Consider the following 20,925-nt stretch of genomic DNA (forward strand, 5'->3'; position numbering starts at 1 on the left):
GGTTCAGGGAGAATCCGGCGTGGGGACCCAAGCTACTTCTCGGTCGCAAGACCTGGATCCACACGGTCGCCCACGCCGGGCTCTCGGCACCCAAGGTGCCAGATCGGCAAGAGATAAGATCCACGCCATGCGTGGATGACTCATTCGATATCTGACAGATGTGTCGACCAAGGTCGACACCCACCAACAGCTGCCGGAATCTGTCAAAGGTGGGGCGATGTGGGCAGGCAGGACCGTTGGCGCCATGGATGGCGCCATCGAGCCCCCATGGGTGAGGGCGCTTTGCTTGCGAAGCACTGCTTCGCAAGCGCCCGAACGCCCAGCCGCCAGCGGCTGGGCCGGACCCCGGAGGGGGGTTAACGGCGTGTCCTGCCTGCCCACATCGCCCCGCCATCCCACGGAATGCATGCTGTTGCCGTTGCTTGGGCCGTTGCCGTTGCCGTTGCCGTTGCGTCAGCAGGTGCAGGGCTGCAAGCCCTGCCGCAACGCCCTTACCGCACCTGCTCCTGCTTGCGCACGATCGCCATCGCGATCTCCAGCGACTGCTCGTAGTTCAAACGCGGGTCCACCGTCGAACGATACGCGCGTTCCAGGTCGCGCTCGGTCAGTTCGCGCGCGCCACCGGTGCATTCGGTCACGTCTTCGCCGGTCAGTTCCAGGTGCACACCGCCCAGTCGCGTGCCTGCGGCCGCATGCAAATCGAACGACATCTCCACTTCGCCACGCACGTTGTCGAAGCGGCGCGTCTTGAAGCCATTGGCGGTGCTTTCGGTGTTGCCATGCATCGCGTCACACACCCACAGCACGCGACGGCCATCGCGCTTGACCGCATCCAGCAGCGGCGGCAGCTTCTCGGCAATCTGCGCTGCCCCCATGCGGTGGATGAAGCTCAGTCGCCCTGGCTCGTCATGCGGGTTGAGCACATCGATCAGGCGCAGCAGCTGGTCCGGCGTCACCGACGGGCCGACCTTGATCGCAATCGGATTGCGCACGCCACGCAGGTATTCCACGTGCGCGCCGTCAAGCGCGGCGGTGCGCATGCCGATCCACGGGTAATGCGTGCTCAGGTTCAACCAGCCCTGCTGGCGCGGCACCTGCCGGGTCAGCGCCTGCTCGTAGGGCAGCAGCAGCGCTTCATGCGAGGTGTAGAAGTCGATGCGGTTGAGGTTGTGCACGCGGGCCCCGGCCAGGGTTTCCATGAAGTGCACCGCATCACCGATCGACGCCACCATCTTCTGGTACTCGGCGGCCAGCGGCGAATGCCGCACCCACTCCAGGTTCCAGTACTCCGGATGATGCAGGTCGGCGAAGCCGCCATCGATCAGCGCACGCACGAAGTTCATGGTCATCGCCGAATGCGCATGCGCCTGCAGCATCCGCTTCGGATCCGGCAGGCGCGCCGCCTCGGTGAACGCCGGCGCATTGATCACATCGCCGCGGTAGCTGGGCAGGGTCACGCCGTCGCGGGTCTCGGTATCGGCCGAACGCGGCTTGGCGTACTGGCCGGCAAAGCGCCCGACGCGGATCACCGGCTGGCGAAGGCCATGCACCAGCACCAGGCTCATCTGCAGCAGCACTTTCAACCGGTTGGAAATCGTGCCCGATTCGCAGTCGCTGAAGTTCTCGGCGCAGTCGCCGCCCTGCAGCAGGAAGCGCTTGCCTTCCTGGGCCTCGGCCAACTGCTGCTTCAGCGCCAGGATTTCCCACGAGGTGACCAGCGGCGGCAGGCGCTTCAGCTCATGCAGTGCAGCGTCCAGCGCCACCGGGTCCGGGTAGGTCGGCATCTGCAGCGCGGTCTTGCCGCGCCAGCTCTCCGGCGACCAGGCAGCGCCAGCGGCGGTCGCGGCAGGATCGAGGACGGGCGGAACGGCGGACAGGCTCATTGCAGACTTCCGGGGAGGGGGGCGGTCATGGTCGCAGAGCCAGCCGCTGGCGCAAAGGGCTGGGCACGCCCTGCACATGACTGAACGCCGGGGAAAGGGCATCGCGATCGGCCAGAAACCGCATGGCCACGGCCGCCCGGACAGGCGCATGATTCGCCACGTACTGTTACGAAGTAACACTCCATCCCCGTCGGCCCCTTCCACAGCCTATCTGCCATGAAGCCCTCCCTGCTCGCTACCGGCATTACCTTCGCCCTGACCCTGGCCAGTCAGCCCACCCTCGCTATGGCCGCCGATGCCGCCGATCCCGTGAAGGACCTCGACACGGTCACTGTCAGCGCCCAGCTCGACCAGGCCCGCAATGCGCTGTCGCCGGACATCGGCAGCAGCCAGTACCAGATCACCGCCGAGGACATCCAGAAGCAGCCGCTGGGTGCCTCCGCGCCGCTCAGCCAGGTGCTGCTGCAGGCTCCGGGCGTGGTCCAGGATTCCTACGGTGGCGTGCACGTGCGCGGCGACCACGCGAACCTGCAGTACCGCATCAACGGCGTACTGCTGCCCGAATCGATCTCCGGCTTCGGCCAGACCCTGGATGCCCGCACCATCAAGAGCATCCGCCTGATGGACGGGGCGCTGCCGGCGCAGTTCGGCGAGCGCACCGCTGCGGTGGTCGACATCACCACCCGCAGCGGCGCCGAGCTCGGCAATGGCGGCAGCGCCGGTCTGACCGCAGGCTCGTTCGGCAAGATCAATCCGAATGCCTCGTGGTGGGGCAATCAAGGACGCTGGAGCTGGTTCCTGACCGGCAACTACGACCAGAACGAGGTCGGCCTGGAGAACCCGACCCGCTCGCGCAAGCCGCTGCACGACGACACGCACCAGGGCAAAGCCTTCGCCGACCTGACCTACCTGGTCAACGAGAACACCCGCCTGAGCGTGTTCGCCGGCTTCGCCAACAATCGCTTCCAGATCCCGGTCAATCCCGGGCAGACCCCGCAGTTCGGTTACCTGGACACGACCACCTTCGACTCCAGCCAGCTGGATGAAACCCAGCGCGAGACCACCCGCTTCGGCATGCTGGTGCTGCAGGGCACGCTGGGCGGCACCGCCTACCAGCTGTCCGCCGGGCAGCGCTACAGCGACGTGGCGTTCAACCCGGATGTCATCGGCGATCTGGTATTCAGTGGCGTCGCCTCCCAGGTCCAGCGCAGCAACCGCGCCAACACGCTGCAGGCCGACCTCTCCACCCCGCTGGGCAACGACCACACGCTGCGCTACGGCCTGTACGGCAACTACGAGAATGCGCGCGCCAGCAACAACAGCTGGGTGTTCCCGGTCGATGGCGCCGGCCAGCAATCCAGCACCACGCCACTGCTGATTCCAGACCGCAGCGCCTTCCACGCCAGTACGCTGGCGGTGTACGTGCAGGATGAGTGGAAGATCGGCGACGACTGGACAGTGAACTACGGCCTGCGTGGTGATCGCTACAAGGCCTTCGGCCGCACCGAGGGCCAGCTCAGCCCCCGCCTGGGCGCGGTCTGGAATGCCAGCGACAGCACCACCGTGCATGCCGGCTATTCGCGTTACTTCACGCCACCGGCCAGTGAGTTGATCGCCAGCAGCGATATCGCCCTGTACGACGGCACCACCAACCAGCAGCCGGGCGGCGGCAACAACATTCCGCTGGCCGAACGCAGCGACTACTACGACATCGGCGTCTCGCAGCAGCTGGGTGAACACCTGACCCTGGGCCTGGACGCGTACGACCGCCGCGTCGCGCGCCTGCAGGACGAAGGCCAGTTCGGCGCCGCCTACATCTACTCGACGTTCAACTACCGCCGCGGCCATATCCGTGGGCTGGAGTTCAGTGCCGACTACAGCAGCGGTCCGTTCAGCGCCTACTTCAACGCGGCGTACAACAAGGCCATCGGCACCCAGGTCATCACCAGCCAGTACAACCTCGATCCGGACGCGCTGGCCTATGTGGCCGACCACTGGATCCACCTGGACCACGACCAGAAGCTGACGTCGTCGGGGGGCTTCAGCTACGCCTTCGCCGGGCACAACCGGGTCGGTGCCAACTACGTGTTCGGCAGCGGCCTGCGTTCGGATATCGAGGGCGTGCCCAACGGCGGCGAGCTGCCGTCCTACCTGCAGGTGAACCTCAGCGCCGGGCATGATTTCAATGCCGACAGCGGCCATCCGCTGCACGTGCAGCTGGCCGTGATCAACGCATTGGATCGCAGCTACCAGCTGCGCGATGGCGGCGGTGTCGGCGTGTTCGCCCCGCAATGGGGACCGCGCCGCGGCGCCTACCTGAGCCTGCAGCAGGACTTCTGAGGAGACAGGGGTCGGATCCCTTTCCGCAGGAAAGGGCTCTGACCCCGCACCGGAAATGGGATCAGAGCCCTTTGCGATGCAAAGGGATCCGACCCCATCCTGCTTCAGCGCTTGACCTTGCGCAGCGACACCACCAGTGCCCACAGCGCCAGCAGCACGAACCACACGCCCGACCACATCGGCATGGTCAGGCCCAGGAACGTCCAGTCGATGTTGCCGCAGTTGCCGGTACCGGTCAGCACCGTGCGGAACACTTCCAGCGGCCCCATGGTCTCGCGCAGGAAGCTCAGCGGCGGGCCACAGGTCGCGCCCATCTCCGGCGGCAGCATCTGCACGTAGACGTGGCGCGCAGCGATGCCCACGCCGACGGCCGCCGCGATGAAGGCGAGCACGCCGTAGGTGGCGCGGCCGGGACGGTTGGACGGCCCGTGCAGCGCACCGATCAGGAACAACAGGCCCAGCGCGGCAAAAGCCAGGCGCTGGAAGATGCACAGCGGGCACGGCTCCAGGCCCATCTTCAGCTGCAGGAAGATCGCGTAGCCGAGCAGGCCCGCGCAGATCAGGAAGCCCAGGAAGAACTGGGCGCGGAAGGGCCAGCGCAGTGGATTCATCGTCAACGCTCGAATGGATCAAGGCGCCAAGCGTAACCGAGAGCGCGCCCCATTCGAACCGCCACAGGTGACGCCTGTCGGAACGGTGCGGGTCGGATCCCTTTGCGAATGCAAAGGGATCTGACCTGCGGTGCTGCCTGCTCGGGGTCAGAGCCCTTTCCTGCGGAAAGGGATCCGACCCCTGGAAACGCAAAAGCCCGGCAGGAGCCGGGCTTTCGCTGTGTCGCGTTGGAGCGGTCCGATTACTCGGCCACTTCCTCGGCCACGACCGGACGGTCAACCAGCTCGACGTAGGCCATCGGTGCGTTGTCGCCGGCGCGGAAACCGCACTTCAGCAGGCGCAGGTAGCCGCCCGGACGGTTCGCGTAGCGCGGGCCCAGGATGGTGAACAGGTTGCCCACGGCTTCGTTGTCGCGCAGGCGGGCGAAGGCCAGACGGCGGTTGGCGACCGAGTCGACCTTGGCCAGAGTGATCAGCGGCTCGGCAACGCGGCGCAGTTCCTTGGCCTTCGGCAGGGTGGTCTTGATCAGCTCGTGCTTGAACAGCGAGGCGGCCATGTTCTTGAACATCGCTTCGCGGTGCGCGCTGGTGCGGCTGAACTTACGGCCAGACTTCTGGTGACGCATGGTGATATTCCTTGGTTAATGATGCGGCTGTGTGGATCGTTGTCGCCATCCTGGCGTTACTGCGCGGACTGCGGTTGGTCCTGGCCGCCCGTCCTGGACGACCTGCCCGCGAACCTGCGGTTCGTCGTGGCATGGTGTGTTGCGTTGAAGGCTCCACCGCAAGCGGTGGAGCCTCCAGGCATTACCGATATCAGCCCAGCATGCCGTGGCTGGCGACGCCGGCCGGCGGCCAGTTCTCCAGCTTCATGCCGAGGGACAGGCCGCGCTGAGCCAGCACTTCCTTGATCTCGGTGAGCGACTTCTTGCCCAGGTTCGGGGTCTTCAGCAGCTCCACTTCGGTCTTCTGGATCAGATCGCCGATGTAGTAGATGCTTTCAGCCTTCAGGCAGTTGGCCGAACGCACGGTCAGCTCCAGATCGTCGATCGGGCGCAGCAGCACCGGATCCACGCCGTTGTTGGCCGGCTTGGCCGCACCGCGGTCGCGGTGGGTGAAGTCACCGAACACCGACAGCTGGTCGCTGAGGATGTCGGCGGCGGTGCGCACGGCTTCCTCGGCATCGATGGTGCCGTTGGTCTCGATATCGATGACCAGCTTGTCCAGGTCGGTACGCTGTTCGACACGCGCCGCTTCCACGGCGTAGGCGACACGGCGGACCGGCGAGAACGAGGCATCCAGGACCAGGCGGCCGATGGCACGGGTTTCTTCGTCCGGACGACGACGCGCGGCAGCCGGCTGGTAGCCGAAACCACGTTCGATCTTCAGACGCATGTTGATCGCCGTATCCTTGGTCAGGTGGCAGATCACATGGTCGCCGTTCAGGATCTCCACATTGTGGTCGACCTTGATGTCGGCAGCGGTGACAACGCCCGGGCCCTGCTTGGACAGGGACAGGGTGGCGCTGTCGCCGGAGTGCATACGGATGGCCACGTCCTTCAGGTTCAGCAGGACTTCGAGCACGTCCTCCTGCAGACCTTCGACCGTGGTGTACTCATGCAACACGCCGTCGATTTCGACTTCCGTGATGGCGAAGCCCGGGATGGACGACAGCAGCACGCGACGCAGGGCATTACCCAGCGTATGCCCGTAACCCCGCTCCAAAGGTTCGATAACGACCTTTGCACGGGTGTCGGTAAGGCGTTCGATCTGCGGACCGCGAGGACGCAGAACCTGGTTGGCGGTAACCGTCATGTTGCGGGTTCTCCTAGTGAACCCCCGGCCGTCGCCGGGGGCTCTCCAATGTGAATTACTTCGAATACAGCTCGACGATCAGCGCTTCGTTGATGTCCGCAGGCAGATCCGAACGATCCGGAACAGCCTTGAAGATGCCGGTGAACTTGCCGGAATCCACTTCAACCCACGACGGGCTCAGGTCATGCTGGGCGGCGACGGTCAGGGCTTCCTGGACGCGCAGCTGCTTGGCAGCCTTTTCAGACAGGGCGATGGCGTCGCCAGCCTTGACCTGGTACGAAGCCAGGTTGACCGACTTGCCATTCACGGTGACGCCGCGGTGCGACACCAGCTGACGGGCAGCCGGACGGGTCACGGCGAAGCCCATGCGGTAGACGACGTTGTCCAGGCGGGTTTCCAGCAGCTGCAGCAGGTTCTCGCCGGTGTTGCCCTTCTTGGTCGAGGCCTTCTTGTAGTAGTTGCGGAACTGACGCTCCAGCAGGCCGTAGATACGCTTGACCTTCTGCTTTTCACGCAGCTGGGTGGCGTAGTCGGACAGCTTGCCCTTGCGGGCAGTGGCGCCGTGCTGGCCGGGCTTCTGCTCCAGCTTGCACTTCGAGTCCAGCGCACGCGCCGGGCTCTTCAGGGACAGGTCGGCGCCTTCGCGGCGGGCGAGCTTACAGGTAGGACCGATATAACGAGCCATTTCTTATCGCTCCCTTTAGACGCGACGCTTCTTCGGCGGACGGCACCCGTTGTGCGGGATAGGCGTCACGTCGATGATGTTGGTGATCTTGTAGCCGACGTTGTTCAACGAACGCACGGCCGACTCACGGCCCGGACCCGGGCCCTTGATGCGGACTTCCAGCGACTTCACGCCGTAGTCCAGCGCAGCACGACCGGCCTTTTCAGCAGCCACCTGGGCAGCGAACGGGGTCGACTTGCGCGAACCGCGGAAGCCAGCGCCACCGGAGGTCGCCCACGACAGAGCATTGCCCTGGCGGTCGGTGATGGTGACGATGGTGTTGTTGAACGAAGCATGGACGTGGGCAACGCCGTCGGTGACGACGCGCTTGATCTTCTTCTTGGTCTTAGCAGCGGGCTTAGCCATTTCTCAGTCCCTTACTTCTTGATCGCCTTGCGCGGACCCTTGCGGGTGCGGGCGTTGGTACGGGTGCGCTGGCCACGCAGCGGGAGGCCACGACGGTGACGCAGGCCGCGGTAGCAGCCCAGGTCCATCAGGCGCTTGATCGCGATACCGATTTCACGGCGCAGATCGCCTTCCACGATGTACTTGCCGACTTCGGCGCGCAGGCGCTCGATTTCCGGCTCCGACAGATCGCGGATCTTGGTGGTCGAAGCAACGCCTGCGACTTCGCAGACCTTCTTCGAACGGGTACGGCCGATGCCGTAAATGCTTTGCAACCCGACCCAGACATGCTTCTGGGCTGGCAGGTTGACGCCTGCAATACGCGCCATGACGCGGTTCTCCAGCTGAGTGATGGCCGACAGCGCGCCTCGGGCACGCCAATCCGGCAGGATGGATCAAAAAAGTGAACTAGCGATACTAACAAGGTTCCGGTTTACATGGAAGCCCGTGAAACCATTGGTTTCATGAACCCGGCCTGGGGAGTGTGCCCAGGCTCCGGCGCCGGATGGGGTTGGACCTGGGGTTTCCCCCGGGGCCGCCCGCGCTACTCCAGCGCGGGACCACCTCATCACACCCCCACCCGGAACCGCTGCGGGGGCCGCCCTTCGTTTGTGTGGCCGGAGTCCGCGAAGCGGAGGGACCATCACGTCAGGAAGACGAAAGTATAACAGGCCTATCAGCCGCGGGCAAAACCGCCGCGGTTGCCACCCTTCAGGTTGGCCTTCTTCAGCAGGCTCTCGTACTGGTGGGACATCAGGTGCGCCTGCACTTGGGCGATGAAGTCCATCACCACCACCACCACGATCAGCAGCGAAGTACCACCGAAGTAGAACGAGGCGTTCAGCTGCGTGCGCATCAGTTCCGGCAGCAGGCAGACGATCACCAGGTACGCCGAGCCGGCCGCGGTCAGGCGGGTCAGCACGCCGTCGATGTAGTCGGCGGTCGCCTTGCCCGGACGGATGCCCGGAATCAGCGCACCGGACTTCTTCAGGTTGTCGGCGGTTTCCTGCGAGTTGAACACCAGCGCGGTATAGAAGAACGCGAAACCGGTGATCAGCGCAGCGAACACGATCATGTGCAGCGGCTCGCCCGGGCCCAGGGCGTTGGCGACCTTCTGCAGGACCTGGCCGAAGCTGCTCTGGTTGGCGGCCTGGCCGGACCACATGGCCAGGGTGGCCGGGAAGGCCAGCAGGCTCGAGGCGAAGATCGCCGGGATGACGCCGGCCATGTTGAGCTTCAGCGGCAGGAACGAGGTCTGGTTCATGTACGCGTTGCGACCACCCTGGCGGCGCGCGTAATTGACCGTGATCCGGCGCTGGCCACGCTCGACGAACACCACGAAGAAGGTGAAGGCGAGCACGACGATGGCGATCAGCAGCAGCTGGATGAACTGGATGTTGCCGTCGCGGTAGGCATCGAAGGTGTGGATGACCGCACCCGGCAGGCCCGCCACGATACCGGCGAAGATGATCAGCGACACGCCGTTGCCGATGCCGCGCTCGGTGACCTGCTCACCGACCCACATCAGGAACATGGTGCCGGCGGTCAGTGCGACCACGGCAGTGAGCACGAAGCCCATGCCCGGCGCATACACGACCGGAGCGCCCGACGGCGAGACCTGGCCCTGCAGGGCCAGCGCGATCGAGCCGCCCTGCACCACTGCCAGCAGCACGGCGCCGATGCGCGAATACTGGGTGATCTTGCGGCGGCCGGACTCACCTTCCTTCTGCATCGCCTTCAGGGCGGGGAAGATGTGCACGGCCAGCTGCATCACGATCGATGCCGAGATGTACGGCATCACGTTCAGCGCGAAGATGCTGAAACGGTGCAGGGCGCCGCCCGAGAACATGTTGAACATGTCCACGATGCCGCCGCCCTGCTGTTGCATCATGGCAAGCATGGCATCGGGATTGACGCCCGGCACCGGCACGTAGCAGCCGATGCGATAGACGATCAAAGCCCCGACGACGAACAGCAAACGTTGGCGAAGTTCAGTGAACTTGCCCATTCCGCCCGCGAGGTTACCGATGCCAGCTTGCGCCATGATTTTCTTACTCCGTTACGCTGCCGCCGGCAGCTTCGATTGCAGCCTTGGCACCCGCCGTGGCAGCAATACCCTTCAGGGTGAACGCCTTGGTCACTTCGCCCTTGACGACGACCTTGGCCTTCTTTGCGGTGCTCGGGACCAGCTTGGCAGCACGCAGGGCGGCGAAATCGATCTCACCGGCCGGCAGCTTGTCCAGCGCGTACAGCAGCACTTCAGCGGTGTCCTTGGCGATCGGCGAACGGAAGCCGATCTTCGGCAGACGACGCTGCATGGGGGTCTGGCCGCCTTCGAAGCCAGCCTTGATCTTGCCGCCACCCTTACGGGCGAACGAACCCTTGTGGCCGCGGCCGGCAGTCTTGCCCAGGCCCGAGCCGATACCGCGGCCGACGCGGGTGCGCTCGGTGCGGGCGCCCGGTGCCGGGCTCAGTTCATTGAGACGCAGAGTCATGGTCGATTACTCCTCAACCTGGACGAGGTACTGAACCTTGTTGATCAGGCCGCGTACCTGCGGGCTGTCCTTCAGTTCACGCACATCGTTGAGCTTGTTCAGGCCCAGGGCACGCACCGACAGGCGGTGACGCGACTGGGTACCACGCAGGCCACGCACCAGGCGGACCTTCACAGTCTTGTTGGACTCATTAGCCATGGTTGAGTTCCTCCACCTTCTTGCCGCGCTTGGCCGCGATGCGAGCCGGCGACTGCGCAGCAGACAGGCCCTTCACGGTGGCACGCACCAGGTTGATCGGGTTGCGCGAACCGGTGGCCTTGGCCAGCACGTTCTTCACGCCAACGGCTTCCAGCACGGCGCGCATGGCACCGCCGGCGATCACGCCGGTACCTTCCGAAGCCGGCTGCATGAACACGCGGGCTGCGCCGTGACCATCCTTGATGGTGTGCCACAGGGTGCCGTTGTTCAGGTCAACGCTGACCAGGTTCTTGCGGGCCTGTTCCATCGACTTCTGGATGGCGACCGGCACTTCGCGGGCCTTGCCATAACCGAAACCGACCTTGCCTTCGCCGTCGCCGACAACGGTCAGGGCGGTGAAGGTGAACTGGCGGCCACCCTTGACGGTCTTGCTGACGCGGTTGACCGCGACCAGCTTTTCGATCATGCCGTCGTCGATCTTCTCTTCGCGGTTACGGTCGCGATCGCGACCCCGCTGCTGACGCTCTTCTGCCATGTTGATTCCTTGGTTGTTTGGGTATGTACGGCTCGAGGCCGCTTATGGTTGTGGAGTGACGCGTTGTTCCGGTGGGCCACTGCAGAAGAGCGGCGCCGTCCAGCCTCGCTCAGGCTGGCGAGCAGGCAGGCAGGAGGCCATCGGCCCCCTGCCCTTGTCCCTTAGAACTGCAGGCCGGCTTCGCGGGCCGCTTCTGCCAGGGCCTTGATGCGGCCGTGGTAGCGGTAGCCCGAACGATCGAAGGCAACCTTCTCGACGCCGGCGGCCTTGGCGCGCTCGGCGACGATGCGGCCAACCTTGGCAGCGGCATCGGCGTTCTTGCCGTTCTTCAGGCCTTCCTTGACGTCGGTCTGGGTGGTGTTGGCGGCAGCCAGCACCTTCGAACCGTCAGCGGTGAAGACCTGGGCGTACAGGTGCTGGCCGGTGCGCAGCACCGACAGGCGGGCGACGCCGAGCTCACGGATGTGGGCGCGGGTCGACTTGGCGCGACGCAGGCGGGCGATGTTCTTGTTCATTTTGATTATTCCTTGAAAGCTGAAGGATGGGCTTCTCCCTGAGGAGTCCGCACATGGATGTGCGGGCTCTTGCGAGGGAATCGCACTTACGCCTTCTTGGCTTCCTTACGGATGATGACTTCGTCGGAGTACTTCACGCCCTTGCCCTTGTACGGCTCCGGCTTGCGGAACGCACGGATCTTGGCGGCGACTTCACCGACGACCTGCTTGTCAGCGCCCTGGACCAGGATCTCGGTCTGGGTCGGGGTGGTGATGGTGATGCCTTCCGGCGCCACGAACACGACCGGGTGCGAGAAGCCCAGCGACAGGCTCAGGTCCTTGCCCTGCATGGCAGCGCGGTAACCCACGCCAACCAGCTCCAGCTTGCGCTCGAAGCCTTCGGACACGCCCTTGACCATGTTGGACAGGATCGCACGCACGGTGCCGGTCAGTGCGACCAGCTCGGCGTTCTCGGTGCTCAGGGTGGCAACGCCATTGTCGACGTTGATGGCAATGCCGGCCGGCTTGGCCAGCGACAGGGTGCCCTTCGGGCCCTTGGCGGTGACGCTGTCCGACTGGACGTTCAGTTCAACCTTACCCAGGGTGATCGGCTTCTTGGCTACGCGGGACATAGTTCTACTCCTTTCGCCTTAGGCCACGAAGCACAGGACTTCGCCGCCGACGCCCAGCTGGCGCGCCTGCGCATCAGTCATGATGCCCTTGGAGGTGGAAATGATGGAGATACCCAGGCCGTTCATGACCTTCGGCAGCTCGCTCTTGCCGCGGTACTGGCGCAGGCCCGAACGCGAGAAGCGCTTCAGGGTCGCGATGACCGGCTTGCCTTCGAAATACTTCAGCACGATTTCCAGCTCGGACTTGTTGTTTTCCAGCTGGGTCACGCGCAGGTCGGTGATGTAACCCTCGTCCTTCAGGACCTGGGCGATCGCAACCTTGATCTTGGACGACGGGGCTTTCACCGTCTGCTTGCCAACTGCGGCCGCATTCTTGATGCGGACCAGCAGGTCGGCGATGGGATCAGTCATGCTCATATGAGTACCTTTGAGTGCACCGATATCCGCTTTCGCGAAAATCTGTTGTCTCCTGGAAACGGGCCAGGTCCCTTGATGCAGCGGGCCGGGGCCCACTCCTACAACCCCGTCTGCACAGGGCAAGACGCGGGAGTATACGCCAAAAGAGCCCGACTTGCGTCGGGCTCTTCGGGTTTTTTCGCAGAAAGGAAGCTGAACGCCTCCCCTCCCCGGTTCAGCGGCCCCCGCAGGGGCTGCTGATCGCAGGGCCGGCTGGGATTACCAGCTGGCCTTGCGCAGGCCCGGGACGTCGCCACGCATGGTGGCTTCGCGCAGCTTGTTGCGGCCGAGGCCGAACTTGCTGTACACGCCACGCGGACGACCCGACAGCTCGCAACGGTTGCGCTGACGGCTCGGCGACGAATCGCGCGGCAGCTTGGCCAGCTTGGTTGCGGCGTCGATCTTCTCTTCGTAGGTCGCGTCCACGGAGGACACGATCTTCTTCAGAGCCGCACGCTTCTCAGCGTACTTCTTGGCCAGCTTTTCCCGCTTGATGTCGCGGTTGACCATGGAGGTCTTTGCCATTTCGGTTTCCTCGACAGATCAGTTACGGAACGGGAACTTGAACGCTGCCAGCAGCGCCTTCGCTTCCGCGTCGGTCTTCGCAGTGGTGGTGATGGCGATATCCATACCGCGGATCGCGTCGACGGCGTCGAAGTCGATTTCCGGGAAGATGATCTGTTCCTTCACACCCATGTTGAAGTTGCCGCGGCCGTCGAAGGAACGACCGGAAACACCACGGAAGTCGCGCACGCGCGGCAGCGAGATGTTGATCAGGCGGTCCAGGAACTCGTACATCTTGTGGCGACGCAGCGTGGTCTTGCAGCCGATCGGCCAACCATCACGGATCTTGAACGACGCAACCGAGATACGCGACTTGGTGACAACCGGCTTCTGGCCGGAAATCTTGGTCATGTCCGCGACGGCGTTTTCCAGGATCTTCTTGTTGGTGGCAGCCTCGCCGACACCCATGTTCAGGGTGACCTTGACGAGCTTCGGTACTTCCATCGGATTGGTGTAGCCGAACTGCTTCATCAGCGCCGGCACCACTTCTTCCTTGTAGATCTTTTCGAGACGGGAAGTCATCTTCACATTCCTCAGGCGTCGAGCGCCTCACCGCTGGAGCGGAACACACGCAGTTTGCGTCCATCCTCCAGCACCTTGAAGCCAACGCGTTCGCCCTTGCCCGAAGCCGGGTTCAGCACGTTCACGTTGGAGATATGGATCGAAGCTTCGCGCTCGACCACGCCGCCGGCAACACCTGCCTGCGGGTTCGGCTTGGTGTGGCGCTTGACGATGTTCACGTTGGCGACGACCACACGGTCGCCGTCGACGCGGACGACTTCGCCCTGCTTGCCCTTGTCCTTGCCAGCGTTGACGACAACCTGGTCGCCCTTCTTGATACGGTTAGCCATGATTATCTCCTGTCGCTCACAGCACTTCGGGAGCGAGCGAGACGATCTTCATGAACTTCTCCGAACGAAGTTCACGGGTCACCGGCCCGAAGATACGGGTACCGATCGGCTCCTGCTTGTTGTTCAGCAGGACGGCAGCGTTGCCGTCGAAGCGGATCAGCGAACCGTCGGCGCGACGCACACCCTTGCGGGTACGCACCACGACGGCGTCATACACTTCACCCTTCTTGACCTTGCCGCGCGGAATCGCATCCTTCACGGTGACCTTGATGATGTCGCCGATGCCGGCGTAACGGCGCTTGGAACCACCCAGCACCTTGAAGCACATCACCTGCTTGGCACCCGAATTGTCCGCGACGTCAAGGTAGCTCTGCATCTGGATCATGATTCAGACTCCTTATTCAGCCGCACGCGTGATGACTTCCACCACGCGCCAGTTCTTGGTCTTGGACATCGGAGCAATCTCGGTCACGCGGACGACATCGCCTTCCTTGCAGGCGTTGTCGGCATCGTGGGCGTGCAGCTTGGTCGAGCGCTTGATGTACTTGCCGTACAGCGCGTGCTTGACCTGACGCTCAACCAGGACGGTAACCGTCTTGTCCATCTTGTTGCTGACGACACGGCCTTCGACCGTGCGCAGCGTCTTCTTTTCAGTATTGTCGCTCATAGCGGCCATCCTTACTTCGTGCTGCCGAGCAGGGTCTTGACGCGAGCAATCTCGCGACGGACCCGGCGAATGTCGTGGGTCTTCGGCAGCTGGCCGGTGACCTGCTGCATACGGACAGAGAACTGTTCCTTACGCAGGTCGATCAGGTGGGCCTTGAGTTCGTCAGCCGACTTTTCACGGAGAGTTTTGATATCCATCAGCGCACCGTACGGGTCACGAAAGTGGTGGTGACCGAGAGCTTGGCGGCGGCCAGGCGGAACGCCTCGCGAGCCACTTCCTCGGAAACACCCTCGATTTCATAGATCATGCGGCCGGGCTGGATCTGGGCCACCCAGTATTCCACGTTACCCTTACCCGAACCCATTCGAACTTCGATGGGCTTCTTGGTGATGGGCTTGTCGGGGAACACGCGGATCCACATCTTGCCGCCGCGCTTGACGTAGCGGCTGATCGAGCGGCGGGCCGCTTCGATCTGACGCGCGGTCAGCTGACCGTGTGCGGTTGCCTTCAGGCCGTATTCGCCGAAGCTGACAGCGTTGGCGCTCCAGCTCAGGCCATCGTTACGGCCCTTGTGTACCTTGCGGTACTTGGTTCGCTTGGGTTGCAACATTGTCGTTACCTCGCTTCACGGGCCGGGCGCTGACGGTCACCACGGTCGCCGCGATCGTGACGATCGTTGCGCGACGGGGTGTCGTCCTGCTTTTCCTGGCCAACCTGGGAGAAATCGAAGACCTCGCCCTTGTAGATCCAGACCTTGATGCCGATGATGCCGTAGGTCGTCTTGGCTTCAGCGAAGCCATAGTCGATGTCGGCACGCAGGGTGTGCAGCGGCACGCGGCCTTCGCGGTACCACTCCGAACGGGCGATTTCAGCACCGTTGAGGCGGCCACCAACGTTGACCTTGATGCCCAGGGCACCCAGGCGCATCGCGTTGCCGACCGAGCGCTTCATTGCACGGCGGAACATGATGCGACGCTCCAGCTGCTGGGCGATCGACTCGGCAACGAGCTGCGCGTCCAGTTCCGGCTTGCGCACTTCGGTGACGTTGATGTGCGCCGGGACGCCCATCATCTCGCTCACTTCCTTGCGCAGCTTCTCGATGTCCTCACCGCGCTTGCCGATCACCACGCCCGGACGGGCGGTGTGGATCGTCACGCGAGCGGTCTTGGCCGGACGCTCGATCAGGATCTTGCTGATGCCGGCCTGGGCCAGCTTCTTGCGCAGCATTTCGCGCACTTTCAGGTCGGCTGCCAGGTAACCGGCGAACTCGGCCTTGTTGGCGTACCACTTGGAGTTCCAGTCCTTGGAAATGCCGAGGCGGATACCAATCGGATGAACTTTATGACCCATGGTCTTTTCCTTATCCGCTTACTTGGCGGCGCCCACAACCACAGTGATGTGGCTGGTGCGCTTGAGGATGCGGGTACCGCGGCCTTTCGCCCGCGCCATGAAACGCTTCAGGGTCGGACCTTCATCAACCATGATGGTCTGAACCTTCAGCTCGTCGACGTCGGCGCCCTGGTTGTTCTCGGCGTTGGCAATTGCCGACTCCACCACCTTCTTGATCAGGTGGGCAGCCTTCTTGTCCGAGAACTTCAGCAGGTTGACCGCACGTTCGGCCGGCAGACCGCGCACCTGGTCAGCGACCAGACGAGCCTTCTGCGGGGAGATGCGCGCAGTGCGCAGGATGGCTTTCGCTTCCATTGTCATCTCTCCTTACTTGCCCGACTTCTTGTCACCACCGTGACCCTTGAAGGTCCGGGTGATGGCAAATTCGCCGAGCTTGTGGCCGACCATGTTCTCGTTGACGAGAACCGGGATGTGGTTCTTGCCGTTATGCACGGCAATGGTGATGCCTACCATGTCAGGCAGGATCATCGAACGGCGCGACCAGGTCTTGATCGGCTTCTTGCTGCCCGCAGCGGCCTCCACCTTCTTGACGAGGTGGTGATCGACGAACGGGCCCTTCTTGAGTGAACGTGCCATGGTCGATTAGCCCCTACGATCGCGGACGATGAACTGCTGAGTGCGCTTGTTATGGCGCGTCTTGTAACCCTTGGTCGGAACACCCCACGGGGTGACCGGATGCGGGTTACCCTGGCCGGCCTTGGCCTCACCACCACCGTGCGGGTGGTCAACCGGGTTCATGGCAGCACCACGAACGGTCGGGCGGACGCCGCGCCAACGCTTGGCACCGGCCTTGCCCAGCTTTTCCAGGCTGTGCTCGTCGTTGCCGACTTCGCCGATGGTGGCGCAGCACTCGACCGGAACCTTGCGCATTTCACCCGAGCGCAGGCGCAGGGTGGCGTAGATGCCTTCGCGAGCCACCAGCTGCACGGCCGCACCAGCGGCGCGAGCGATCTGAGCGCCCTTGCCCGGCTTCAGCTCGATGCAGTGGATGGTGGTGCCGACCGGGATGTTGCGCAGCGGCAGGGTGTTGCCGGCCTTGATCGGGGCGTCCGAACCAGCGATCACCTGATCACCGGCCTTCAGGCCCTTCGGGGCGATGATGTAGCGACGCTCACCATCGACGTAGCACAGCAGGGCGATGTGGGCGGTGCGGTTCGGATCGTATTCGATGCGTTCCACGCGCGCCGGGATGCCCAGCTTGTTGCGCTTGAAGTCGATGATGCGGTAGTGCTGCTTGGCACCACCACCGACGTGACGCACGGTGATGCGGCCGTGGTGGTTGCGGCCACCCGAGCGGCTCTGCGACTCGACCAGTGCGGCGTGCGGAGCACCCTTGTGCAGGTCGGGCGTAACCACGCGCACGGCCGAACGGCGGCCGGGGGAAGTGGGCTTGAATTTCATCAATGGCATGGGATGTACCTCAGGCCTTGGCCGTTACATCGATCGACTGGCCGTCGGCCAGGCGAACGTACGCCTTGCGCCAATCGCCGCGGCGGCCAGCACGGTTACGGAAGGACTTGTTCTTGCCCTTGACGTTGACCACGTTGACGGCTTCGACCTTGACGTCGAACAGCTGCTCAACCGCGGCCTTTACATCGGCCTTGGTGGCTTCGTTCGAAACTTCGAAGACATACTGGTTGGAGAGTTCCTGCAGGCGCGCGGTCTTTTCGGAGACACGCGGGGCACGCAGCACGCTGAAGATTTTTTCGTTGCTGTTCATGCCAGCCACTCCTCGACCTTCTTGACCGCGTCAGCGGTGATGACGACCGTGTCGGCACCCACCAGCGAGACCGGATCCAGACCCTGGACGTCACGCACCTGCACGTACGGCAGATTGCGGGCGGACAGGTACAGGTGCTCGGACGCTTCTTCGGTGACGATCAGCGGGCGCTTGCCCACTTCCAGGCCGGCCAGCTTGGCGATCAGACCCTTCGTGTTGGTCACTTCGACATCGAAGGACTCCACGATGGTCAGACGGCCCTGACGGTTCAGCTCGGACAGGATCGCGCACATGGCGGCACGGTACTGCTTACGATTGACCTTCTGCTCGAAGCTGCGCGGCTTGGCCGCGAAGGTGACACCGCCGCCGACGAAGATCGGAGCCGTCAGTGCGCCATGACGCGCGCCGCCGCCCTTCTGCTTCTTCGACTTCTTGGTGGTACCAGCCACTTCGGAGCGAGTCTTCTGTGCCTTGGTGCCGGCGCGACCGGCGTTGCGGTAGGCAACGACGACCTGGTGGACCAGATCTTCGCTGAAATCGCGACCGAACACGGCGTCGGAGACCGAGACCTTGTTGTTGCTACCCGTGATAACGAGTTCCATCGTCATCTCTCCTTATGCCTTGCTCGCCGGACGGACGATCACATCGCCACCCGCCGCGCCCGGAACGGCGCCGCGAACGGCGATCAGACCGCGCTCGACGTCGACCTTGACCACTTCCAGGTTCTGGGTGCTCTGCTGCACCGCGCCCATGTGGCCCGACATCTTCTTGCCCGGGAAAACGCGACCCGGGGTCTGGCGCTGACCCAGCGAACCCGGCGCGCGATGCGACAGCGAGTTACCGTGGGTTGCATCGCCCATACGGAAGTTGTGGCGCTTGATGGTGCCCTGGAAGCCCTTACCCTTGGTGACACCCTGGACGTCGACGATCTGGCCGACTTCGAAGATGTCCGCCTTGACTTCGCCGCCAACGGCGAAATCGCCGAGCTGCGCGTCTTCAACGCGGAATTCCCACAGGCCACGACCCGCTTCCACCTTCGCCTTGGCGAAGTGGCCGGCTTCCGGCTTGTTGACCAGGGCAGCGCGACGCGCGCCGACGGTCACCTGCACGGCGCTGTAGCCGTCGGTTTCGACGGTCTTGATCTGCGCGATGCGGTTCGGGGTTGCTTCGATCAGGGTCACCGGGATGGAACGGCCATCTTCGGTGAACACGCGGCTCATGCCGGCCTTGCGGCCCACGAAGCCCAACGAATACTTCTTCGTCATGGTCGTAGTCCTCAGGTCAGCTTGATCTGAACGTCGACGCCGGCAGCCAGTTCGAGCTTCATCAGCGCGTCCACGGTCTTGTCATTCGGGTCAACGATATCGAGCACGCGCTTGTGCGTGCGGGTCTCGTACTGGTCACGCGCGTCCTTGTCGACGTGCGGGGAGACGAGAACGGTGTAACGCTCGATCTTGGTCGGCAGCGGGATCGGGCCACGCACTTGCGCGCCGGTCCGCTTTGCCGTTTCAACGATCTCGCTGGCCGAACGGTCGATCAGACGATGATCGAACGCTTTCAGCCGGATCCGGATCTTTTGGTCCGCCATGGCGGTAGGTTCCTTCGTTAAAAGAGCGACAGACAAAGCCTCTGGGTTGCTTTGCCCCATGAAATTCCTGAATACGGACGGCCCGCAGTCCTGCAGGCCGACAAGGTCACTCCATGGACCTCAAAAACGTAGGCAGACCAGTTTCCCGGCCTGCCCAGACGTAGAAGCATAATGGCACGCAAGGCAGCTGTCAACAGTCGCCTGTTGACGCCGCCTGAATGGCATTGACCCTTCCTGGTCCGGGGAACACAAGGCACATCCTGTGCCTGCTTTCCCATTTGATACGCCCCGATGCCCTACCCAGGCAACATCGGGGCGCAGATACTACCAGATTACTCGATGATCTTCGAGACCACGCCGGCGCCGACGGTACGGCCGCCTTCGCGGATGGCGAAGCGCAGGCCTTCGTCCATTGCCACCGGGTTGATCAGGGTGACGACCATCTTGACGTTGTCACCCGGCATCACCATTTCGACGCCTTCCGGCAGCGCAGCTGCGCCGGTGATGTCGGTGGTGCGGAAGTAGAACTGCGGACGGTAGCCGTTGAAGAACGGGGTGTGGCGGCCGCCTTCGTCCTTCGACAGGACGTACACTTCGCCTTCGAACTTGGTGTGCGGCTTGATCGTGCCCGGCTTGGCCAGCACCTGGCCACGCTCGACGTCGTCACGCTTGGTGCCGCGCAGCAGCAGGCCAGCGTTGTCGCCTGCCTGACCCTGGTCCAGCAGCTTGCGGAACATTTCAACGCCGGTCACGGTGGTCTTCTGCACCGGACGGATGCCGACGATTTCGATTTCGTCGCCAACCTTGATCACGCCGCGCTCGATACGACCGGTCACCACGGTGCCGCGGCCCGAGATCGAGAACACGTCTTCCACCGGCATCAGGAACGGCTTGTCGATCGCACGCTCCGGCTCCGGAATCCAGCTGTCCAGCGCGTCGACCAGCTTCAGGATGGCCGGCACACCGATGTCGCTCTGGTCGCCTTCCAGCGCCAGGCGGGCCGAACCGGCGATGATCGGGGTGTCGTCGCCCGGGAACTCGTACTTGCTCAGCAGTTCGCGCACTTCCATCTCGACCAGCTCGAGCAGCTCGGCGTCGTCGACCATGTCGGCCTTGTTCAGGAACACGACGATGTACGGCACGCCGACCTGGCGCGACAGCAGGATGTGCTCACGGGTCTGCGGCATCGGGCCGTCAGCGGCCGAGCACACCAGGATCGCGCCGTCCATCTGGGCGGCACCGGTGATCATGTTCTTGACGTAGTCAGCGTGGCCCGGGCAGTCAACGTGGGCGTAGTGACGGATCGGGGATTCGTATTCGACGTGCGCGGTCGAGATCGTGATACCACGAGCCTTTTCTTCCGGCGCGGCGTCGATCGAGGAGTAATCCTTGAACTCGCCACCGAAGCGCTCGGCACCGATCTTGGTCAGTGCGGCGGTCAGCGTGGTCTTGCCGTGATCGACGTGACCGATGGTGCCGACGTTGACGTGCGGCTTGGTGCGCTCGAACTTACCCTTTGCCATTGTTCTATACCTTG

At 63.6% G+C, this 20,925-nt stretch carries 31 protein-coding genes; 1 reads left to right on the top strand and 30 read right to left on the bottom strand.

Annotation, left to right across the window (positions count from 1 at the left end; translation table 11 throughout):
• Positions 1-491: 491 nt before the first annotated feature.
• On the bottom strand, positions 492-1,883 hold the full coding sequence (locus tag VG561_RS15430) for a class II 3-deoxy-7-phosphoheptulonate synthase (RefSeq protein ID WP_046429066.1): 1,392 nt from the start codon (positions 1,881-1,883) through the stop codon (positions 492-494).
• A gap of 216 nt (positions 1,884-2,099) precedes the next feature.
• Between VG561_RS15430 and VG561_RS15435 the strand changes: the two genes are divergently transcribed.
• Positions 2,100-4,223 carry a TonB-dependent receptor domain-containing protein gene (locus VG561_RS15435; RefSeq protein ID WP_262093620.1) on the top strand — a complete coding sequence of 708 codons (2,124 nt, stop codon included), beginning with the start codon at positions 2,100-2,102 and terminating at the stop codon, positions 4,221-4,223.
• A 104-nt stretch (positions 4,224-4,327) separates the two neighbouring features.
• On the opposite strand, the gene VG561_RS15440 is transcribed toward VG561_RS15435, so the two are convergent.
• The 29 genes from VG561_RS15440 to tuf form a co-directional block, all read right to left on the bottom strand.
• Entirely contained in the window at positions 4,328-4,834 is a 507-nt protein-coding gene (locus VG561_RS15440) for a disulfide bond formation protein B (RefSeq protein WP_005415421.1), read from the bottom strand.
• Between the two features lie 242 nt (positions 4,835-5,076).
• Positions 5,077-5,460: a 50S ribosomal protein L17 gene (gene rplQ, locus VG561_RS15445; protein ID WP_005408217.1), complete on the bottom strand. Its 384-nt coding sequence runs from the start codon at positions 5,458-5,460 to the stop codon at positions 5,077-5,079.
• Between the two features lie 190 nt (positions 5,461-5,650).
• Positions 5,651-6,649 carry a DNA-directed RNA polymerase subunit alpha gene (locus tag VG561_RS15450; protein WP_005408216.1) on the bottom strand — a complete coding sequence of 333 codons (999 nt, stop codon included), beginning with the start codon at positions 6,647-6,649 and terminating at the stop codon, positions 5,651-5,653.
• A 55-nt stretch (positions 6,650-6,704) separates the two neighbouring features.
• Positions 6,705-7,334, bottom strand: coding sequence for a 30S ribosomal protein S4 (gene rpsD / locus VG561_RS15455; RefSeq protein ID WP_004145446.1), 630 nt, complete (start codon positions 7,332-7,334; stop codon positions 6,705-6,707).
• A gap of 15 nt (positions 7,335-7,349) precedes the next feature.
• Positions 7,350-7,739: a 30S ribosomal protein S11 gene (rpsK, locus tag VG561_RS15460; protein WP_004145443.1), complete on the bottom strand. Its 390-nt coding sequence runs from the start codon at positions 7,737-7,739 to the stop codon at positions 7,350-7,352.
• An 11-nt stretch (positions 7,740-7,750) separates the two neighbouring features.
• Entirely contained in the window at positions 7,751-8,107 is a 357-nt protein-coding gene (gene rpsM, locus VG561_RS15465; protein ID WP_004154500.1) for a 30S ribosomal protein S13, read from the bottom strand.
• Positions 8,108-8,454: 347 nt separating this feature from the next.
• Positions 8,455-9,822: a preprotein translocase subunit SecY gene (secY, locus tag VG561_RS15470; protein ID WP_005415420.1), complete on the bottom strand. Its 1,368-nt coding sequence runs from the start codon at positions 9,820-9,822 to the stop codon at positions 8,455-8,457.
• Positions 9,823-9,829: 7 nt separating this feature from the next.
• Positions 9,830-10,273: a 50S ribosomal protein L15 gene (rplO, locus tag VG561_RS15475; protein ID WP_004154498.1), complete on the bottom strand. Its 444-nt coding sequence runs from the start codon at positions 10,271-10,273 to the stop codon at positions 9,830-9,832.
• Between the two features lie 6 nt (positions 10,274-10,279).
• Positions 10,280-10,471: a 50S ribosomal protein L30 gene (gene rpmD / locus VG561_RS15480; RefSeq protein ID WP_005408214.1), complete on the bottom strand. Its 192-nt coding sequence runs from the start codon at positions 10,469-10,471 to the stop codon at positions 10,280-10,282.
• The gene (gene rpsE / locus VG561_RS15485; RefSeq protein ID WP_005408213.1) at positions 10,464-11,006 is read right to left on the bottom strand and encodes a 30S ribosomal protein S5; all 543 of its coding nucleotides are present in this window, start codon (positions 11,004-11,006) and stop codon (positions 10,464-10,466) included. The genes rpmD and rpsE overlap by 8 nt, the downstream gene beginning before the upstream one ends.
• 161 nt (positions 11,007-11,167) lie before the next feature.
• Entirely contained in the window at positions 11,168-11,527 is a 360-nt protein-coding gene (rplR, locus tag VG561_RS15490) for a 50S ribosomal protein L18 (RefSeq protein ID WP_169411773.1), read from the bottom strand.
• An 80-nt stretch (positions 11,528-11,607) separates the two neighbouring features.
• Positions 11,608-12,132 carry a 50S ribosomal protein L6 gene (gene rplF / locus VG561_RS15495; RefSeq protein WP_014646052.1) on the bottom strand — a complete coding sequence of 175 codons (525 nt, stop codon included), beginning with the start codon at positions 12,130-12,132 and terminating at the stop codon, positions 11,608-11,610.
• An 18-nt stretch (positions 12,133-12,150) separates the two neighbouring features.
• Positions 12,151-12,549, bottom strand: coding sequence for a 30S ribosomal protein S8 (rpsH, locus tag VG561_RS15500; protein WP_005408210.1), 399 nt, complete (start codon positions 12,547-12,549; stop codon positions 12,151-12,153).
• A 258-nt stretch (positions 12,550-12,807) separates the two neighbouring features.
• Entirely contained in the window at positions 12,808-13,113 is a 306-nt protein-coding gene (gene rpsN, locus VG561_RS15505; RefSeq protein ID WP_005408209.1) for a 30S ribosomal protein S14, read from the bottom strand.
• A gap of 18 nt (positions 13,114-13,131) precedes the next feature.
• Positions 13,132-13,674, bottom strand: coding sequence for a 50S ribosomal protein L5 (gene rplE, locus VG561_RS15510; RefSeq protein WP_005415416.1), 543 nt, complete (start codon positions 13,672-13,674; stop codon positions 13,132-13,134).
• Positions 13,675-13,685: 11 nt separating this feature from the next.
• Positions 13,686-14,003, bottom strand: coding sequence for a 50S ribosomal protein L24 (rplX, locus tag VG561_RS15515; RefSeq protein ID WP_004154490.1), 318 nt, complete (start codon positions 14,001-14,003; stop codon positions 13,686-13,688).
• A 16-nt stretch (positions 14,004-14,019) separates the two neighbouring features.
• Positions 14,020-14,388: a 50S ribosomal protein L14 gene (gene rplN, locus VG561_RS15520; protein WP_010483978.1), complete on the bottom strand. Its 369-nt coding sequence runs from the start codon at positions 14,386-14,388 to the stop codon at positions 14,020-14,022.
• A gap of 12 nt (positions 14,389-14,400) precedes the next feature.
• Positions 14,401-14,670, bottom strand: a complete 270-nt coding sequence (gene rpsQ, locus VG561_RS15525) for a 30S ribosomal protein S17 (RefSeq protein ID WP_004154489.1) — start codon at positions 14,668-14,670, stop codon at positions 14,401-14,403.
• 11 nt (positions 14,671-14,681) lie between these two features.
• Positions 14,682-14,867, bottom strand: a complete 186-nt coding sequence (rpmC, locus tag VG561_RS15530; protein WP_004154487.1) for a 50S ribosomal protein L29 — start codon at positions 14,865-14,867, stop codon at positions 14,682-14,684.
• Positions 14,867-15,280: a 50S ribosomal protein L16 gene (rplP, locus tag VG561_RS15535; protein WP_004154486.1), complete on the bottom strand. Its 414-nt coding sequence runs from the start codon at positions 15,278-15,280 to the stop codon at positions 14,867-14,869. Before rplP ends, rpmC begins: the two co-directional genes overlap by 1 nt.
• A 5-nt stretch (positions 15,281-15,285) precedes the next feature.
• Positions 15,286-16,020, bottom strand: coding sequence for a 30S ribosomal protein S3 (gene rpsC, locus VG561_RS15540; RefSeq protein WP_004145350.1), 735 nt, complete (start codon positions 16,018-16,020; stop codon positions 15,286-15,288).
• Positions 16,021-16,038: 18 nt separating this feature from the next.
• Complete coding sequence (rplV, locus tag VG561_RS15545; protein WP_004145348.1) at positions 16,039-16,374, bottom strand: 50S ribosomal protein L22; 336 nt, start codon at positions 16,372-16,374, stop codon at positions 16,039-16,041.
• A 12-nt stretch (positions 16,375-16,386) separates the two neighbouring features.
• A complete protein-coding gene (rpsS, locus tag VG561_RS15550) occupies positions 16,387-16,656 on the bottom strand; it encodes a 30S ribosomal protein S19 (RefSeq protein ID WP_005415413.1) in 270 nt (89 codons plus the stop codon).
• 6 nt (positions 16,657-16,662) lie between these two features.
• Positions 16,663-17,490 (bottom strand): 50S ribosomal protein L2, encoded by an 828-nt coding sequence (rplB, locus tag VG561_RS15555; RefSeq protein ID WP_004145339.1) that lies wholly within the window; start codon positions 17,488-17,490, stop codon positions 16,663-16,665.
• A 10-nt stretch (positions 17,491-17,500) separates the two neighbouring features.
• Positions 17,501-17,800 carry a 50S ribosomal protein L23 gene (gene rplW / locus VG561_RS15560; RefSeq protein WP_004145338.1) on the bottom strand — a complete coding sequence of 100 codons (300 nt, stop codon included), beginning with the start codon at positions 17,798-17,800 and terminating at the stop codon, positions 17,501-17,503.
• Positions 17,797-18,402: a 50S ribosomal protein L4 gene (gene rplD / locus VG561_RS15565; protein ID WP_004145337.1), complete on the bottom strand. Its 606-nt coding sequence runs from the start codon at positions 18,400-18,402 to the stop codon at positions 17,797-17,799. The genes rplW and rplD overlap by 4 nt, the downstream gene beginning before the upstream one ends.
• A 12-nt stretch (positions 18,403-18,414) precedes the next feature.
• A complete protein-coding gene (gene rplC, locus VG561_RS15570; protein ID WP_004145336.1) occupies positions 18,415-19,065 on the bottom strand; it encodes a 50S ribosomal protein L3 in 651 nt (216 codons plus the stop codon).
• 11 nt (positions 19,066-19,076) lie between these two features.
• Complete coding sequence (rpsJ, locus tag VG561_RS15575) at positions 19,077-19,388, bottom strand: 30S ribosomal protein S10 (protein ID WP_005408208.1); 312 nt, start codon at positions 19,386-19,388, stop codon at positions 19,077-19,079.
• A gap of 332 nt (positions 19,389-19,720) precedes the next feature.
• On the bottom strand, positions 19,721-20,911 hold the full coding sequence (gene tuf / locus VG561_RS15580; RefSeq protein ID WP_014036096.1) for an elongation factor Tu: 1,191 nt from the start codon (positions 20,909-20,911) through the stop codon (positions 19,721-19,723).
• Between the last annotated feature and the right edge of the window lie 14 nt (positions 20,912-20,925).

Origin of the sequence: Stenotrophomonas sp. CASM110, assembly GCF_049384345.1 — a bacterium.
Taxonomy (GTDB): domain Bacteria; phylum Pseudomonadota; class Gammaproteobacteria; order Xanthomonadales; family Xanthomonadaceae; genus Stenotrophomonas; species Stenotrophomonas muris.

Excerpts from the sequence above, each read along its gene's own strand:
- VG561_RS15430 (WP_046429066.1), bottom strand. The coding sequence starts at position 1,883 with ATGAGCCTGTCCGCCGTTCCGCCCGTCCTCGATCCTGCCGCGACCGCC.
- VG561_RS15435 (WP_262093620.1), top strand. The coding sequence starts at position 2,100 with ATGAAGCCCTCCCTGCTCGCTACCGGCATTACCTTCGCCCTGACCCTG.
- VG561_RS15440 (WP_005415421.1), bottom strand. The coding sequence starts at position 4,834 with ATGAATCCACTGCGCTGGCCCTTCCGCGCCCAGTTCTTCCTGGGCTTC.
- rplQ (WP_005408217.1), bottom strand. The coding sequence starts at position 5,460 with ATGCGTCACCAGAAGTCTGGCCGTAAGTTCAGCCGCACCAGCGCGCAC.
- VG561_RS15450 (WP_005408216.1), bottom strand. The coding sequence starts at position 6,649 with ATGACGGTTACCGCCAACCAGGTTCTGCGTCCTCGCGGTCCGCAGATC.
- rpsD (WP_004145446.1), bottom strand. The coding sequence starts at position 7,334 with ATGGCTCGTTATATCGGTCCTACCTGTAAGCTCGCCCGCCGCGAAGGC.
- rpsK (WP_004145443.1), bottom strand. The coding sequence starts at position 7,739 with ATGGCTAAGCCCGCTGCTAAGACCAAGAAGAAGATCAAGCGCGTCGTC.
- rpsM (WP_004154500.1), bottom strand. The coding sequence starts at position 8,107 with ATGGCGCGTATTGCAGGCGTCAACCTGCCAGCCCAGAAGCATGTCTGG.
- secY (WP_005415420.1), bottom strand. The coding sequence starts at position 9,822 with ATGGCGCAAGCTGGCATCGGTAACCTCGCGGGCGGAATGGGCAAGTTC.
- rplO (WP_004154498.1), bottom strand. The coding sequence starts at position 10,273 with ATGACTCTGCGTCTCAATGAACTGAGCCCGGCACCGGGCGCCCGCACC.
- rpmD (WP_005408214.1), bottom strand. The coding sequence starts at position 10,471 with ATGGCTAATGAGTCCAACAAGACTGTGAAGGTCCGCCTGGTGCGTGGC.
- rpsE (WP_005408213.1), bottom strand. The coding sequence starts at position 11,006 with ATGGCAGAAGAGCGTCAGCAGCGGGGTCGCGATCGCGACCGTAACCGC.
- rplF (WP_014646052.1), bottom strand. The coding sequence starts at position 12,132 with ATGTCCCGCGTAGCCAAGAAGCCGATCACCCTGGGTAAGGTTGAACTG.
- rpsH (WP_005408210.1), bottom strand. The coding sequence starts at position 12,549 with ATGAGCATGACTGATCCCATCGCCGACCTGCTGGTCCGCATCAAGAAT.
- rpsN (WP_005408209.1), bottom strand. The coding sequence starts at position 13,113 with ATGGCAAAGACCTCCATGGTCAACCGCGACATCAAGCGGGAAAAGCTG.
- rplE (WP_005415416.1), bottom strand. The coding sequence starts at position 13,674 with ATGACTTCCCGTCTCGAAAAGATCTACAAGGAAGAAGTGGTGCCGGCG.
- rplX (WP_004154490.1), bottom strand. The coding sequence starts at position 14,003 with ATGGCTAACCGTATCAAGAAGGGCGACCAGGTTGTCGTCAACGCTGGC.
- rplN (WP_010483978.1), bottom strand. The coding sequence starts at position 14,388 with ATGATCCAGATGCAGAGCTACCTTGACGTCGCGGACAATTCGGGTGCC.
- rpsQ (WP_004154489.1), bottom strand. The coding sequence starts at position 14,670 with ATGAGCGACAATACTGAAAAGAAGACGCTGCGCACGGTCGAAGGCCGT.
- rpmC (WP_004154487.1), bottom strand. The coding sequence starts at position 14,867 with ATGGATATCAAAACTCTCCGTGAAAAGTCGGCTGACGAACTCAAGGCC.
- rplP (WP_004154486.1), bottom strand. The coding sequence starts at position 15,280 with ATGTTGCAACCCAAGCGAACCAAGTACCGCAAGGTACACAAGGGCCGT.
- rpsC (WP_004145350.1), bottom strand. The coding sequence starts at position 16,020 with ATGGGTCATAAAGTTCATCCGATTGGTATCCGCCTCGGCATTTCCAAG.
- rplV (WP_004145348.1), bottom strand. The coding sequence starts at position 16,374 with ATGGAAGCGAAAGCCATCCTGCGCACTGCGCGCATCTCCCCGCAGAAG.
- rpsS (WP_005415413.1), bottom strand. The coding sequence starts at position 16,656 with ATGGCACGTTCACTCAAGAAGGGCCCGTTCGTCGATCACCACCTCGTC.
- rplB (WP_004145339.1), bottom strand. The coding sequence starts at position 17,490 with ATGCCATTGATGAAATTCAAGCCCACTTCCCCCGGCCGCCGTTCGGCC.
- rplW (WP_004145338.1), bottom strand. The coding sequence starts at position 17,800 with ATGAACAGCAACGAAAAAATCTTCAGCGTGCTGCGTGCCCCGCGTGTC.
- rplD (WP_004145337.1), bottom strand. The coding sequence starts at position 18,402 with ATGGAACTCGTTATCACGGGTAGCAACAACAAGGTCTCGGTCTCCGAC.
- rplC (WP_004145336.1), bottom strand. The coding sequence starts at position 19,065 with ATGACGAAGAAGTATTCGTTGGGCTTCGTGGGCCGCAAGGCCGGCATG.
- rpsJ (WP_005408208.1), bottom strand. The coding sequence starts at position 19,388 with ATGGCGGACCAAAAGATCCGGATCCGGCTGAAAGCGTTCGATCATCGT.
- tuf (WP_014036096.1), bottom strand. The coding sequence starts at position 20,911 with ATGGCAAAGGGTAAGTTCGAGCGCACCAAGCCGCACGTCAACGTCGGC.